Source organism: Halorubrum halodurans (assembly GCF_002252985.1).
Taxonomy (GTDB): Archaea; Halobacteriota; Halobacteria; order Halobacteriales; family Haloferacaceae; genus Halorubrum; species Halorubrum halodurans.
In genome coordinates, this window is the sequence record NZ_NHPJ01000043.1 from 1 (window position 1) to 14,522 (window position 14,522).

Annotated in this window: 11 protein-coding genes and 1 tRNA gene; 7 read left to right on the plus strand and 5 right to left on the minus strand. The window is 70.1% G+C overall.

Annotation, left to right across the window (positions count from 1 at the left end; translation table 11 throughout):
- The coding region (gene gltB / locus DJ70_RS03805) for a glutamate synthase large subunit (protein WP_094530301.1) at positions 1–3,553 on the plus strand (3,553 nt) is incomplete at its 5' end.
- Positions 3,554–3,608: 55 nt separating this feature from the next.
- Here the strand turns inward: gltB and DJ70_RS18015 are convergent.
- Positions 3,609–4,244 (minus strand): HU family DNA-binding protein, encoded by a 636-nt coding sequence (locus DJ70_RS18015; protein ID WP_245810671.1) that lies wholly within the window; start codon positions 4,242–4,244, stop codon positions 3,609–3,611.
- Between the two features lie 771 nt (positions 4,245–5,015).
- Between DJ70_RS18015 and DJ70_RS03815 the strand changes: the two genes are divergently transcribed.
- The 4 genes from DJ70_RS03815 (at position 5,016) to DJ70_RS03830 (ending at position 8,106) form a co-directional block, all read left to right on the plus strand.
- Positions 5,016–5,582 carry an SRPBCC family protein gene (locus DJ70_RS03815; RefSeq protein WP_094530305.1) on the plus strand — a complete coding sequence of 189 codons (567 nt, stop codon included), beginning with the start codon at positions 5,016–5,018 and terminating at the stop codon, positions 5,580–5,582.
- Positions 5,583–5,671: 89 nt separating this feature from the next.
- Positions 5,672–5,743: transfer RNA gene (locus tag DJ70_RS03820), tRNA-Ala, on the plus strand.
- A gap of 595 nt (positions 5,744–6,338) precedes the next feature.
- Positions 6,339–7,634: a putative manganese transporter gene (locus DJ70_RS03825; protein WP_094530307.1), complete on the plus strand. Its 1,296-nt coding sequence runs from the start codon at positions 6,339–6,341 to the stop codon at positions 7,632–7,634.
- A gap of 1 nt (position 7,635) precedes the next feature.
- Positions 7,636–8,106: a universal stress protein gene (locus tag DJ70_RS03830; RefSeq protein ID WP_094530309.1), complete on the plus strand. Its 471-nt coding sequence runs from the start codon at positions 7,636–7,638 to the stop codon at positions 8,104–8,106.
- A gap of 39 nt (positions 8,107–8,145) precedes the next feature.
- Here the strand turns inward: DJ70_RS03830 and DJ70_RS03835 are convergent, their stop codons facing one another.
- On the minus strand, positions 8,146–8,697 hold the full coding sequence (locus DJ70_RS03835; RefSeq protein WP_094530311.1) for a DUF371 domain-containing protein: 552 nt from the start codon (positions 8,695–8,697) through the stop codon (positions 8,146–8,148).
- A 68-nt stretch (positions 8,698–8,765) separates the two neighbouring features.
- Positions 8,766–9,596, minus strand: a complete 831-nt coding sequence (locus tag DJ70_RS03840) for an amidohydrolase family protein (RefSeq protein WP_094530313.1) — start codon at positions 9,594–9,596, stop codon at positions 8,766–8,768.
- Between the two features lie 147 nt (positions 9,597–9,743).
- On the opposite strand from DJ70_RS03840, the gene thsA reads away from it, so the two are divergent.
- A complete protein-coding gene (gene thsA / locus DJ70_RS03845) occupies positions 9,744–11,303 on the plus strand; it encodes a thermosome subunit alpha (RefSeq protein ID WP_094530315.1) in 1,560 nt (519 codons plus the stop codon).
- A gap of 45 nt (positions 11,304–11,348) precedes the next feature.
- Here thsA and DJ70_RS03850 read toward each other — a convergent pair whose 3' ends face one another.
- Positions 11,349–12,536, minus strand: coding sequence for a redox-regulated ATPase YchF (locus tag DJ70_RS03850; protein ID WP_094530317.1), 1,188 nt, complete (start codon positions 12,534–12,536; stop codon positions 11,349–11,351).
- Between the two features lie 440 nt (positions 12,537–12,976).
- Positions 12,977–14,047 carry an OBG GTPase family GTP-binding protein gene (locus tag DJ70_RS03855; RefSeq protein ID WP_245810673.1) on the minus strand — a complete coding sequence of 357 codons (1,071 nt, stop codon included), beginning with the start codon at positions 14,045–14,047 and terminating at the stop codon, positions 12,977–12,979.
- Positions 14,048–14,294: 247 nt separating this feature from the next.
- Between DJ70_RS03855 and DJ70_RS03860 the strand changes: the two genes are divergently transcribed.
- A complete protein-coding gene (locus DJ70_RS03860) occupies positions 14,295–14,495 on the plus strand; it encodes a VNG_1110C family protein (RefSeq protein ID WP_094530321.1) in 201 nt (66 codons plus the stop codon).
- Positions 14,496–14,522 lie beyond the last annotated feature (27 nt).

Consider the following 14,522-nt stretch of genomic DNA (forward strand, 5'->3'; position numbering starts at 1 on the left):
CGCCCTCGTCATCGGCTTCGACGGCGACCGCGTCGCCGGCGTGCTCGACCGCAACGGGCTCCGGCCCTGCCGCTACGAGGTCACGACCGACAACCGGCTGGTCGTCGGCAGCGAGGTCGGCGCGCTGCCCACCGACGCCGCGAACGTGACGCGCCGCGGCCGGCTCCAGCCCGGTGAGATCTTCGTCGCCGACCCGGAGGAGGGGCGGATCGTTCCCGACGACGAGGTGTTCGACGAGCTCACCGACGAGAAGTACGGCGAGTGGGTCGACGACGGGCAGGTGGGACTCGATGCTCTCGTCGGCGAGGACGCCGAGGCGACGACGGACGCCGATCCGGAGCCTGGCGGATTCGACGGAAGTTCGGACAACGAGGAGGAGACGGACGAAACGAACCACACCGTCCGTGCCCACCAGGCCGCCTTCGGCTACACCACGGACTCGCTGAACCACCTCGTGGAGCCGATGGCCGAGGCGGGCAAGGACCCCGTCGGGTCGATGGGCGACGACACCCCGCTGTCGGTGCTCGCCGACGTCGACCGGCCGCTCTTCACCTACTTCAAACAGCTGTTCGCGCAGGTGTCGAACCCGCCGATCGACTACATCCGCGAGGAGCTCGTCACCTCGCTCGAGTCGCGGATCGGCAACCAGCGCAACCTGCTCGCGGAGACGCCCGAACACGCCCGCCAGATCGTCGCCGACTCCCCCGTCCTGTCGAACGCCGAGGCGGCCGCGCTGAAGGGGCTCGACGGCGACTCCGGGGACTCCGGGTTCTCCGCCGAGACCGTCGACACCACCTACGCCCGCGACACGTCGCTCACCGACGCCGTCACCCGGATCCGTCGGGAGGCGTCCGACGCGATCGAGGCGGGCGCGGACGTGGTCGTGCTCTCGGACCGGGCGATCGGTCCGGACCGGCTCGCCGTGCCCAGCCTGCTCGTCACGGGCGCGGTCCACCACCAGCTCGTGCGCAACGGGCTCCGGAACCGCGCGGGGCTCGTCGTCGAGTCCGGCGAGCCCCACGAGGTCCACCACCTCGCCACGCTGGTCGGCTACGGGGCGGACGCGGTCGACCCGTACCTCGCGTACGCCTCCATCGCCGACGTGGTCGCCGGCCCGGACGGGGCGGACGAGGCGGACGCGCTCGCCGCCTACCGCGGCGCGCTGGAGGACGGCCTCCTGAAGACGATGGCGAAGATGGGGATCTCGACGGTCGAGTCCTACCAGGGCGCACAGATCTTCGAGGCGGTCGGGCTCGACTCCGATCTCGTCGGCGAGTTCTTCGAGGGCACCGAGATCCGCACCGAGGGGATCGGGCTCGAGGAGATCGAGGACGACCTCCGGACCCGCCACGCGATGGCGTTCGGGGTCGACCCGGAGCTCGAGACGGTCGGCGAGTACGAGAACCGCTCGTCGGGCGTCCACCACGGCTGGAACCCGCAGACGGTCGGGACGCTCCAGCAGGCGGTCCGCAGCGGCGACTACGAGCAGTACGGCGAGTTCGCCGAACTGGTCAACGACCAGTCGGAGACGCTCCAGACGCTGCGCGGCCTCCTCGAGTTCGACTCCGACCGCGACCCGGTGCCGGTCGAGGAGGTCGAACCCGTCGAGTCGATCGTCGAGCGCTTCTCGACGGCCGCGATGAGCCTCGGGAGCCTCTCGCCCGAGGCCCACGAGAACAACGCGATCGCGATGAACCGACTGGGCGCGAAGTCCAACACCGGGGAGGGCGGCGAGCCGCCCGAGCGGTTCGACACCGAGAAGGAGTGTAACGTGAAACAGGTCGCCTCCGGTCGCTTCGGCGTCACCGCCGAGTACCTCGCGAGCGCGGACGAGCTCCAGATCAAGATGGCGCAGGGGTCGAAGCCCGGCGAGGGCGGGCACCTCCCCGGCGAGAAGGTCAACGAGATGATCGCCCACGTCCGGTGTTCCACGCCCGGCGTCGGGCTCATCTCCCCGCCCCCGCAACACGACATCTACTCGATCGAGGACCTCAAACAGCTCATCTTCGATCTGAAGGCCGCGAATCCCTCCGCCGACGTCAACGTGAAGCTGGTCTCGGAGGCCGGGATCGGCACCATCGCCGCGGGCGTCGCGAAGGCGAACGCCGACGTGGTCCACGTCTCCGGCCACTCCGGCGGGACGGGCGCGTCGCCGAAGACGTCGATCAAGAACGCGGGGCTCCCCTGGGAGCTGGGGCTCGCGGAGACGAACCAGATGCTGCGCGCGACCGGGCTGCGCGACCGGATCCGCGTGACGGCCGACGGCGGGCTCAAGACCGGCCGCGACGTGGCCGTCGCCGCCGCCCTCGGCGCGGAGGAGTACGTCTTCGGCACCGCCTCGCTCGTCACCTCCGGCTGCGTGATGGCCCGCCAGTGTCACGAGAACACGTGTCCGGTCGGCGTCGCCACCCAACGGGAGGACCTCCGCCAGCGCTTCCCCGGCCAGCCCGACCACGTGATCAACTACATGACGTTCATCGCCCAGGAGCTGCGCGAGCTCATGGCCGAGCTCGGCTTCACGGAGCTCGAGGCGTTCGTCGGCCGGCCGGACCTGTTGACCCAGCGCGAGACCGACCACGAGAAGGCGAGCCACCTCGACCTCTCGGCGGTGATCGCCGACCCCGCCGGCGACGCCCGCACCAAGACGCGGGCACAGACCCACGCCGGCATCGAGTCGCTGCTCGACTGGGACCTGATCGAGGAGGCGTTGCCCGCCATCGAGGACGGGACGCCGGTCGCGCTCACCCGCGACGTCGACAACGTCGACCGCGCGGTCGGCGCGACGCTCTCGAACCGCGTCGTCTCCGTACACGGCGGCGAGGGGCTCCCGGACGACACCGTCACCTGTCGGTTCGACGGACACGCCGGCCAGAGCTTCGGCGCGTTCCTCGCGCGCGGGATCACGATGGAGCTGGCCGGCGCGGCCAACGACTACGTCGGCAAGGGGCTCTCCGGCGGGCGGATCGTGATCTCGACGCCGGAGGACGCGGGCTACGACCCCGCGGAGAACGTCGTCGCCGGCAACGTCTGTCTGTACGGCGCGACCGCGGGCGAGACGTACGTCAACGGGGTCGTCGGCGAGCGCTTCGGCGTCCGCAACTCGGGCGTCAAGGCGGTCGTCGAGGGCGTCGGCGACCACGGCTGTGAGTACATGACCGGCGGCGTCGTCGCCGTGCTCGGCGACACCGGCCGCAACTTCGCGGCCGGGATGTCCGGCGGCGTCGCGTACGTCTACGACCCCGAGGACCGCCTCGACGAGCGACTCAACCGCGGGATGGTGTCGCTCTCGCCCGATCTCGACGCCAGCGACGAGGCCATGCTCCGCCGGCTCGTCGATAACCACCACGCGTACACCGACAGCGACCGCGCCGCCGAGCTGCTCGACGACTGGGAGGCCGCGCTCTCCGACTTCGTGCGCGTCTTCCCCGACGCGTACGCCGACGTGATCGCCGAGGGGACGGGCACCGACGTGCGCGAGGAGCCGCCCGCGCCCGCCGACGCCGCACCCGACGCCGCCGCCGACGCGACCGGACAGGTCTCGAGCGACGACTGAGTCGGCGACCGTCTCTCCCCCTTCGTTTTCTCTCCGGCAGGCTCCGTCGGAACCCTCAGTTGACCGCCTTCGAGAGTTCGGCGCCCGCCTTGAACTTGACCACGTTCTTCGCCGCGATCTGGATCTCTTTTCCGGTCTGGGGGTTTCGTCCGGTCCGGGCGGAGCGCTTCGAGATACTGAACGTGCCGAACCCCTCGTTCTCGTCCTCCTTCCCACCCAACGACAGCCGATCGCCTTTCTTCAGGGCCTTCGTCGTCGCGTTGATGAACGCCTCGAGCGCCCGTTTCGCGTCGTCCTCCGATAACCTCGAGTTGCGTCCCGCTTCACTCGCGATGTACTCCGCGTCGATCACCACGTCGGCGTCTCGGCACTTGGCGCTAGCCTCGTCACCCTTGCCGGGGTTGAGATCGAGGGCGGCCGCGAAGTCCGGGCAGGCGTCGAACGCCACCGGCGAGTCGTTTACGGACCCGTTTCGAGACTTCGGATTTCGTCCGGTCCGGGCGGAGCGCTTCGAGATACTGAACGACCCGAACCCGACTAGTACGGCGCTTTCGCCCTTCGCCAAGGCTCTCGTCGTCGCGTGGGTGAACGCGTCGAGCACCCGCTTCGCATCCGCCTTGCTCAGTCCGGATTCGCTCGCCATCGCCTCGATCAGTTCCGCTTTGTTCATCGCCGCGGTCTGACCAGTCATCGTTACCACGCCCAGTCCGAGAGTCGTCGAGAGGATAGCACCCCTCCGCAGTACGGTTCGCCGCGAGAGATCGTTTTGGAACATGATACCTTTACTCACAGTCTTCCAACGCTTCATAAGTATATAAACATATTTAAAATTTCACATATTTGTTATTATTTCGTCTCCTCTATTATATAAAATCGAACACGAATCGAGGCATTCTCCGTGGAACGGCGACACTTCGCGAACGTATACTCTACACCGGCACTGCGTTCAGGTGAAGGAGTGAGCGATCGCCCGAGCGGTGGCGCGCCGGTGAGTGCCCGGAGGGCACGAACCCGACCGCGAGGGACGCGGCGAGCGGAGCGAGCCGCGAGGCTGGGGAGGTGTGAGGCGCAGTTGCGGGGCGGTTGGGCGGGACTCAAAGGGGCAGTCGCGAGGACGAAGCCCGGCGACATAAGCACCGCAGCGAGTGAGCGAAGCAAACGAGCGAGGAGCGCAACGAGCCGCGCGAATCCTCGCGACTGGGGCTTTGGAAGTCCTCTCCGTAATCGAGTTCACCGCGCCAGCAACGACTCCATTCTATTCATTCGGATCCTCACCGAAACACCCGTTCTATAAGCACTCGAAACATGACTGCCGTTTCGGTTCAGGTCACCTTTATCGAAGGACATCAACGAAGCCCTCGTCCGCTCACCCTCCTTCGTCGTGCTCTCTTCCGTCCTTCTCCCGTCCGCCTTCGAAGTCGTCGGGCGGACCGCTTAATACGCGCCGGGCGAACCCTTCGGCGTGGACGAACTCGTCGTGCGCACCGAGGTGTACGCCGACCCGGAGACGGTGTACGAGTTCCTGCTGGACTTTCAGGGCTACGCCCACTACTCCGAGTACCTCCGGGAGGTCCGGATGCTCGCGGGCGACGGGGGCCCCGGAACCCGCTACGCGCTCACGTTCGCGTGGTGGAAGCTCACCTACACCGCGCGCTCGAAGGTGACCGGCGTCGAGCCGCCCGAGCGGATCGACTGGGAGATCACGAAGGACATCGACGCGGGCGGCTGTTGGCGGGTGACGCCGCTCGGGGGCGACGGGGCGAGCGAGACGACGGGAGACGCGGACGAGACCGGCGAGAGTGACGAGCCGAGATGTGAGGTCGCCCTCGAGGTCGAGTTCGATCCGGGATCGGCGAGCCCGAACGCGCTCGACCTCCCGCGGCTCGTCTCGTTCGACTGGGTGTTGAAGAAGGCGATCCCGCTCATCCGGTCGGAGGCCGAGCGGGTGGTCGAGCGGGCGGTTCGGGACCTGGAGGGGTCGACGCGGGACGTCGAACTCGACGTGTACGTCGACTCCGATCGGATCTGAATCGTCGCCGGCGCGGTTCGATCCGCATCGACCGATCCCCGAGTCGAAGGCCTTAATATACGCAACGGGGAACTGGTGGATGCGCACGAGGGCTCGTAGATCAGTGGTAGATCATCCCCCTGGCACGGGGAAGGCCCGGGGTTCAAATCCCCGCGAGTCCACGTTTCTGCGCCGCGACCGACGTCGCGAGCGGCGACGCCGTCCCGAGCGAGGTCGAGCCGCGACGGTCGCGCGTCGAGACCGCGAGGAGCGTAGCGTCCGCGCCGGGTCGGCCCCCTCGAGTCCGCTACTCGCCCGGTTCGGCTCGTTCTCGGGCGTGCTCTCGATTCCGTGACGTGCTCTCGATTCCGTGGCGTGTTCCCGATTCCCCGGCGTACCCCGTCTCGCCCCGCTCACGGAGACGCCGATCGCGACGCCGCCGTCCCGAGTTCTCGCGACCGCGGAGCGGGGACGCTCGGAGTCTCACGGCAGTTCGAGGGTGGGCCGGTCCGTCGGATCCGGGCGATCGCGATCGCCCGACTGCTCCACGCGGGACCGCCACCGCCCGCCGGATCCCCTCTCGCGGCGGAGACGACCTCGCCCCGGCGGTACGAGTCGCCGCCGGACGGAATTAGACATGTCTAATCTTTCGCTTAGTCCAACACGCTTTTATTGTTAGGTGTATCACGGTCAGCTAGTCATGAATCGTGATCGCACCGGTCGTGGAACCGTCACGCCGCCGCCCGGCGTGTCCCGCCCGCCGACGAACGGGGTCGAATGATCCCGCTCGTCGTTCCGCCCGAGACGTTCGACCCGGTCGTCCGGGAGGCGCTCGACATCCTGATCGGCTCCTGGCGCGAGGGGTTCGTCCAGGTCTCCGGGTTCGTCGGCGCGACCGTCCTGCTCTTCAGTCTCGTCCAGTACCGCTTCGACGGCCGACTCACCGCGTGGCTCGAGGAGCACGAACGGGCACAGCCGCTCGCCGGCGCGCTTCTGGGGCTCACGCCGGGCTGCGGCGGCGCGATCATCGCCATGCCGCTGTACATCCGCGGGACGGTCAGCTTCGGGACCGTCGTCGCGGCGCTGGCGGCGACCGCGGGCGACTCGGCGTTCGTCATTCTCGCACTCGCACCCGAGGCGGCGCTGTACGCCTACGGGCTCGCGTTCGTCGCCGCGGTGCTCTTCGGCTACGCCATCGACATCTGGGGACTCGGCGTCGGCCGCGTCGACAGGATGGTGGAGGGGATGAGCCGCCCGATCACCGACGGCGGCTTCGCGACGACGAACGTGGCCGACGGCGGCCCGAGCGTCCCCGACTACGACGCGGCCCACGGCCGCGGCGCGCCGGCGTGTGCCGACCACGCGCACCGCGACGGACGAACCCTGCCGGGCTACCTCCCCGAGTCGCGCCTGCTGGAACGTGCGAGCCACGCGATACACGTCCTCTGGTGGGTCGTGCTCGCCGGCGCGCTCGTCGCCGGCGTGCTCTATCTCGCTCGCGGCGCCGCGGAGCCCGCCTGGGAGTTCCGCGCCACGTACGACGGGCTGTTCACGATCGCCGGGCTCGTCGGCACCACGCTGTCGTTCTACCTCTACTTCGTCGGGCGCCACTACATCGGCGAGGGCGACGCCGGACGCGTCCGCGACTCGTTCGGCAGCCTCTACGGGACCTTCCAGCACGCCGCCATGGAGACCGCGATGGTCACCGTCTGGGTCATCGCGGGCTACCTGATCTACGAGTACGGGCTCGCGATCTTCGGCTTCGACGTCGCCGCGCTCGCGGCGGCGGCCGGGGTGCTCGCGCCGCTTGCGGGCGCCGCGCTCGGACTCGTACCCGGCTGTGCGGCCCACATCGTGTTCGCGCAGCTGTACGCCCTCGAGGAGGCCATCCCCTTCTCCGCGCTCACCGCGAACGCGATCAGCCAGGACGGCGACGCGCTGTTCCCGCTTCTGGCCATCGACGTGAAGGCCGCCGTCGTCGCCACGATCTACACCACGATCCCGGCGGTCATCGTCGGCGTCGCCGTACACTACCTCTGGCCGTTCGCGCAGTTCGGCTTCGGGGTGATCTGACGTGTACGACCGGATCCTCGTCCCGACCGACGGCGGCGACCGGTCGCTGGCCGCCGCGCGCCGCGCCTTCGATCTGGCCGAACGCTACGGCGCGACCGTCCACGCGCTGTACGTCGTCGAAACCGACACGAGCTTGCTGACCGTCTCGAAGGGCGACGTCCGCGGGGCCCTCCGCGCCGTCGGCGAGGAGGCCGGCCGCGAGGCGCTCGCGGCGGTCGAGGAGGCCGGCGACGCGTTCGACGTCGGGCTCGTCACGACGCTCCGCGAGGGCGTCGCCGACGAGGTGATCGTCGAGTACGTCCGCCGGGAGGCCGTGGACCTCGTCGTGATGGGCACCCACGGGCGCGAGGGCGTGCGTCGGCGACTCCTCGGCAGCGTCGCGGAGCGCGTCGTCCGCGGGGCGGGCGTGCCCGTGATGACGGTCCCCGCCGACCGGGGAGACGACGAGCCGGGCGGCGGCACGGGGGACTGACCCTGGACTGACGCCGGAGTGACGCGGGTCGGAGTCGACCTACGGTCGGACCTCGAGCCGGAGTTCCACCTCGACCTCCCGCCCCCCCGCGAGCGCGGCGACGAGGTCGCGGTCGAGGTCGGCGGCGGCCGCGTCGGCGTCCACCAGGATCGTTCGCTCGTCGTCGGTGTACTCGCTCGTCCGGCCGACCATCGACCGGTCGTCGACGAGCGCGAGGCCGGGGTCACCGCGCCCGACGATCCGCGCCGTGTGGGTCCGTCCGCCGTCGCCGTTCTCCTCGACCGTGATCGTCGCCGTGATCGTCGCGTCCGGATCCCGACACGCCTCCCGGAACGCCGCCGAGAAGTCCCGCGGCGTTCGGTCGGCCGCGACGCCGACGATACAGTCGCCCGCGGGCGTGAGCCAGTCGTCGGTCGTGAACTCGAAGGTGCTCGCGTGCTCGGCGGTGACGTTCTCGTGGCCGCGTGCGCGGACCACCTCGACGTGGGCCTCGTGGTCCTCGCTCTCGACGGGGGTCTCGTGACGCTCGTTCGCGTCCTCGCGCGGATCCGCCGCGTCGGGGTCCGGCTCCGGGGCGTCGGCGTCGCTCATGCCCGCCCCTCGACAACGACGCGACAAGTGATCGTCGTTTCGGGCGGCCGTCCGTCACCGCGGTCTCCTCAGACGTCCGCGCCCTCCGCGAGCGCCGGGACGAGCCGGACCGGATTCTTCGCGAAGACGCGCCGCATCAGGTCCTCGGAGACGTCGAGGGTCAACACCTCCATCACCCCGACGTTCGGGTGGACGTGGGGCGCGCCGGAGCCGAACACCACGCGGTCGGGGTGTTCCAACACGCCCCGTTCGAGGATCTCGCGGTAGCGCACGGCGCTCGTGTCGACGTAGAGCCGGTCGTGGTCCCCGAGGAGGTCGAGCGTCCGGTTCATCAACGCGGTGTCGAGCGGGTAGCCGCCGAAGCTCGCGAGCACCACGGGGAAGTCGTAGCCGAGCAGTTCGCGCTCGACCGCGTCCGGCGGGAACGCCCGCCCGCCGTGGACGATGACCGGGAGGTCGGCCGCCTCCAGCCGCTCGAGCACGTCGGCGTTCGGCAGCCCGTCGTGTGGCGGGACGAGCGTGAACCCGTGGAACCGATCGTCGTAGGAGTACTGCTCGACGTCGTCGGGGCGGGCGTGGTGGTCGTCGCGCTCGGCTCTGAGGTTCCGGACGGCGGAGACGGGACCCCGTCCGGGGTCGCGGGGACCGTTGAGCCGCGCGAACGCGACGAAGGGGCGGTCGACGGCGAGCCGCGCGACCGCGTTGTTGGCGCGGAGGTAGCTCCGTCCGGGGGCGCGGCGGCCGGGGCTCGCCACCGCGCGGACGATCCCCGCCTGGTGCATCTCGCGTTCGAGCCGCTCGGGCGTGATGTCCCGGCCGTGCGCGGCGACGGAGGCCTCGTCCGGATCGAGGGAGGCGTGGGTGTCGACGATCCGGAAGTCGTGTTCCAACCCGAGCATTCGCGTGGGTATCTCACGCGCGTCGCATGTGCCTGTCGGTCGGCGTCGCGACGGCGGGGTTCTCCGCCGACCCGCTCCCTTCGGGCGATCTCCGTCGGCGCGGAACGACACGTATATATAGAACCGCTGACCGAGTATCCGCGACGTATGGCATCCCGCACTCAACCCCTGTACGTGCTCTCGGAGGACAGCGAACGAACGCGCGGCCGCGCCGCCCAGGAGTCCAACATCGCGGCTGGGAAGGCCGTCGCCGAGGCCGTCCGCACGACGCTCGGACCCCGCGGGATGGACAAGATGCTCGTCGACTCGACGGGGACGGTCGTGATCACGAACGACGGCGCGACGATCCTGGATCGAATGGACATCGACCACCCCGCGGCCCAGATGATCGTCGAGGTCGCGGAGTCCCAGGAGGCGTCCGTGGGCGACGGGACCACGACCGCGGCCGTGCTCCTCGGCGAACTCCTCTCGCGGGCGGAGGACCTGCTCGAGGACGACCTCCACCCGACCGTTATCGTCGAGGGGTACGCCGAGGCGGCCCGGCTGGCGAACGAGGCGATCGGCGAGCAGCAGGTCGACGTCGCCGACGCGGACGACCTCCTCGCGGAGGTCGCGGAGTCGTCGATGACGGGGAAGGGCGCCGGCGACACCGCCGCCCGCGACCTGGCCGACCTCGTCGTCGAGGCGGTCGAGCGGGTCGCCGGGGACGGGATCGACCGCGACGCGATCCACGTCCACCCGCGGACCGGCGCGGCGTCGTCGGCGACGGAGCTCGTCGACGGGGTCGTCCTCGAGGAGGAGCCCGTCCACGACGGGATGCCCCGGACGGTCGAGGACGCCTCGGTTGCGGTCCTCGACACGAAACTGGAGGTCCGGCAGGGCGACGTCGACGCGGAGTACTCGATCACCTCGGTCGAGGGGCTCGAGGCGGCGCTGAAGGCGGAGGACGACGAGCTCCGCGGCTACGCCGCGGCCCTCTCGGCGGCCGGCGTCGACGTCCTGGTCTGCCGGAAGGCGATCGACGACCGCGTGGCCGGCCACCTCGCCGACGCCGGGATCCTCGCGTTCGAGAGCGTCGGCTCCTCCGACGCCACCGATGTCGCCCGCGTGACGGGCGCGAAGCGGCTCGGGACCCTCGACGACATCGAGGCGGCCGACCTCGGCCGCGCGGAGTCGATCGCCGTCGAGAGCGAGGGCGACGACGACCTCGTCTTCGTCCGCGGCGGCGACGCGAGCCGGGCGGTGACCCTGCTCGTACGCGGCTCGACCGACCACGTCGTCGACGAGTTCGAGCGCGCGGTGAACGACGCGGTCGACGCGGTCGTCGCCGCCCGCGAGGAGGGGATCGTCCCCGGCGCGGGCGCGACCGAGGTCGCGATCGCGGCGCACCTCCGCAGGGCGTCGGCCTCGGTGGAGGGGCGCAAACAGCTCGCGATCGAGGCGTTCGCGGACGCCCTCGACGCGCTCCCCCGCACGCTGGCGGAGAACGCCGGTTCGGACCCGATCGACACCCTCGTCGACCTGCGGGCGACCCACGACCGCGAGGGCCGAGCGGGCGTCGTTGCCGACCGCCGGATCGCCCGCGTCGGCGACCCCCTGGAGGCGGGGATCGTCGACCCCGCCGCGGTGAAACGCGAGGCCGTCGACTCCGCGACCGAGGCGGCGACGATGCTCCTCCGGATCGACGACGTGATCTCCGCGGAGTAGACCGGTAGACCGAGCGGTCGCGTTCCTTTCGGCCCGACGGCTCCTTCAAGGTCCGGCCGTCGAGACGACCTTCACCACGTCGCCCTCCGAGAGGGCGTGGTCCTCGCCGATCCGCCGGCTCGACCGGGCGTCGACCGCGTGGAGGTACCCTTCCCCGATGTCGGTGTGGACCGCGTACGCGAGGTCCGGCGGGGTGGCCCCCTCGGGCAGCAGGAACGCGTCGGGGAGGACGTTCCCCGTCCCGTCGGTCCACTTGCTCGCGTCCTGGACGGGGTAGACCGTGATCCGGTCGAGCAGGTCGTAGACGGCCGCGTTCAGCGCGGCTTGGACGCCGGTCCCGCCGAGCCGTTCCATCACCTCGCGGATCGACTCGAGGCCGGCGCGCTGCTCGTCGGAGACGTCGCCGGTCACCGCGAAGTCGGGGTCGCCGGGGTCGTAGCCGACGACGCCCGCCTCGGCGGCCCGCCGGAGCGCGAGCTCGCCGTCCGCGGTCGCCGGGACGACCGGCTTGTCGGTCGCCTCGCGGAGCCGCTCGAGGGTCCCCGCGGGCGCGACGTCGGCCTTGTTCGCGACGACGACCATGGGCTTCGTCCGGCGGCGGATCGCGCGGGCCAGCGCCTCGCGGTCCGCGTCGTCCCAGCGTTTCGGGTCGGCGGGGTACTCCAGCCCGCGGAGCACCGCCGCCACGTCGGCCTCGGTCGCGCCCACGCCAGTCAGCATCTCCGTGAGCGCCCCGTCGAGGTCGAAGTCGGGCGCGCGCGACTGCCGCTCGACGCCCTCCCAGTTGTCGCCGATCACGCCGGCGAGCCAGAGGTCCATCTCCGTCTCGATGAAGTCCACCTCGTCGACCGGGTCGTGGCTGCCGGCCGCGACGGGCTCGCCCTCGGCGTTCGTGCCGCCGGAGGCGTCGACGACGTTCAACACGACGTCCGCGTTCGTCAGCTCGTCGAGAAATCGGTTGCCGAGCCCCTTCCCCTCGTGTGCGCCGGGAACGAGCCCGGCCACGTCGAGGAGTTCGACCGGGACGTATCTGGTCCCGTCGTGACAGCGCTCGTTCCCGCAGCGCTCCGCGCGGTCGAGACAGGGACACTCCGTGCGGACCGCGGTGACCCCGCGGTTGGCGTCGATCGTCGTGAACGGGTAGTTGGCGACGTCGACGTCGGCCATCGTCGCGGCGGTGTAGAAGGTGGACTTGCCGGCGTTCGGCTTCCCCGCCAGAGCGACCGTGATCATGGTCGTGGGTCGCGGGCCCACGAAAAGCGCCTTTCGGTCGGACGCTGTGAGGTCGGGCGGTCGTGATCACCCGAGCGGTGGCGTCGCCGGCGTCGAAGCCGCCGGCTGCCAGAGGTGCGGAGCGCCTCGCTGCGCCTCCGAGTGCCCCGGAGGGGCACGAGGAGCCCGCGAGGGACGTGGCGAACGAAGTGAGCCACGAGGCTGGGGAGGCGTGAGGTGCGGGGCTGTGCGGTTGGGGTAGGACTCAACGGGGCAATCGCGAGGGCGAAGCCCGGCGAAGCAGACACTGGAGGGAGCACGGAGTGAGCGACCGAAGCGCACAACGAGCCGTGCGAGCCCTCGCGACTGGGGCTCTGGCAGTGTTCTCCGAGCTGGCAACTGGACACTACTGAGCGGCTGGGGATCCGGGGTGGTCTCCGCGCCAGCACCGACGTATCCGTCTACTTCCGAGCGACGATCCGGAGCACGTCCTCGTCGGCGAGTTCGTGACCCTTCCCGACCTGCTGTTCGTCGTGTTTCGCGCTCGGGCCGGAGACGCGCGCGAACTTGAACCGCTCGTCGAACTCGCCGCCGATCTTCTCGCAGGCGTCGCCGACGGTGGCCCCCGAAAAGAGGATCAGCGGCTCCTCGTAGTCGACGCCGCGTCCGGGCTTGTCCATGTAGATCCGGATGAGTCCCAGCTCCTCCCAGAGCCGTTCTTTGAGTCCGTCGAGTCCGCGTTCCTCCTCCGCGGAGATGAACACCACGTCGTCGGGGTCAAGCCCGCGCTCGCGGAGGTCAGACTTCACGGTCGGCAGGTACTCGCGGTCGATGAGGTCCGCCTTGTTGACCGCCACCATCGACGGGAGATAGACGCGGTTGTCCATCACGGCGTCGACGAGCTCGTCGATCGTCAGGTCGTGGGGGATGGTCACCTGCGCGTTGACGTAGCCGTACTCGCGGAGGACCTGCTTTACCGTCTCCTCCTCCAGGTCGACGCCGTCGCCGGTGGTCACCTGGATCCCGTCCTTGTGCGTCTTGCGGACGTTGACGTTCGGCTTCTCGGCGTCGATCCGGATGTTGGTCGCGTACAGCTCCTCGCTCAGGCGGTCGTACTGTTCGATCTCGAACACGGAGAGCATGAACACCACGAGGTCGGCGGTTCGGACGACCGACAGCACCTCCTTGCCGCCCCCGCGACCGCCCGCGGCCCCCTCGATCAGGCCGGGCACGTCGAGGATCTGGACGTTCGCGCCGCGGTACTGTAGCATGCCGGGGTTGACGTCGAGCGTCGTGAACTCGTAGGAGCCGACCTCGCTGTCGGCGTTGGTGAGGGCGTTGATCAGCGTGGACTTGCCCACGCTCGGGAACCCGACGAGCGCGACGGTCGCGTCGCCGTGCTTCTCGACGGCGTAGCCGTGGCCGCCGCCGGCGGAGGACTGGTTCTCCAGTTTCTCCTTCTTCTCCGCGAGCTTCGCCTTCAGCCGCCCGATGTGTGCCTCCGTAGACTTGTTGTAGGGCGTCTCGGCGATCTCCTCGNNCGGCGACCCGTCCCGGCGACCTCCCTCCCCCGACGACTTCCCTCGCGACGTCGACCGCCGACGTCGGGTCGACACCGACCGCCGACGCCGAACCCGAGACCGCGAACCCGAAACCACGATCGCCGACGTCCGGGGATCGAGGCGCACCGACGTAACCCGTACCGGTAACCCTCGACACGTCGATCCGGAGACATTTCGACACGGTTATCCGGCGGTCGTCCGTCACGGGACACGTCGAATGTCCGACGCCTCGACGTTCCGCGACAGCACGCAGATCCTGGTTCCCGCCTGCGCGCTCGACGGGCTGCGAAACGGGCTCGAAGAGCGGTTCACCCTGACGATCGTCGAGGACGGCGGTCGATGCCGGCTCATCGGGAGCCCCGTCGAGATCAAGGACGCGAGCGCGTATCTCTCACGAAACGGCGTCTCGATCGCGTAACGACGGTCCCGACCGCACGGCTCGCGT

What these genes read in the sequence shown, in the direction of transcription:
- DJ70_RS18015 (WP_245810671.1), bottom strand. Translation starts at nt 4,244, where the DNA reads ATGACTGGTCAGACCGCGGCGATGAACAAAGCGGAACTGATCGAGGCG.
- DJ70_RS03825 (WP_094530307.1), top strand. Translation starts at nt 6,339, where the DNA reads ATGATCCCGCTCGTCGTTCCGCCCGAGACGTTCGACCCGGTCGTCCGG.
- DJ70_RS03835 (WP_094530311.1), bottom strand. Translation starts at nt 8,697, where the DNA reads ATGAGCGACGCCGACGCCCCGGAGCCGGACCCCGACGCGGCGGATCCG.
- DJ70_RS03840 (WP_094530313.1), bottom strand. Translation starts at nt 9,596, where the DNA reads ATGCTCGGGTTGGAACACGACTTCCGGATCGTCGACACCCACGCCTCC.
- thsA (WP_094530315.1), top strand. Translation starts at nt 9,744, where the DNA reads ATGGCATCCCGCACTCAACCCCTGTACGTGCTCTCGGAGGACAGCGAA.
- DJ70_RS03850 (WP_094530317.1), bottom strand. Translation starts at nt 12,536, where the DNA reads ATGATCACGGTCGCTCTGGCGGGGAAGCCGAACGCCGGCAAGTCCACC.
- DJ70_RS03860 (WP_094530321.1), top strand. Translation starts at nt 14,295, where the DNA reads ATGTCCGACGCCTCGACGTTCCGCGACAGCACGCAGATCCTGGTTCCC.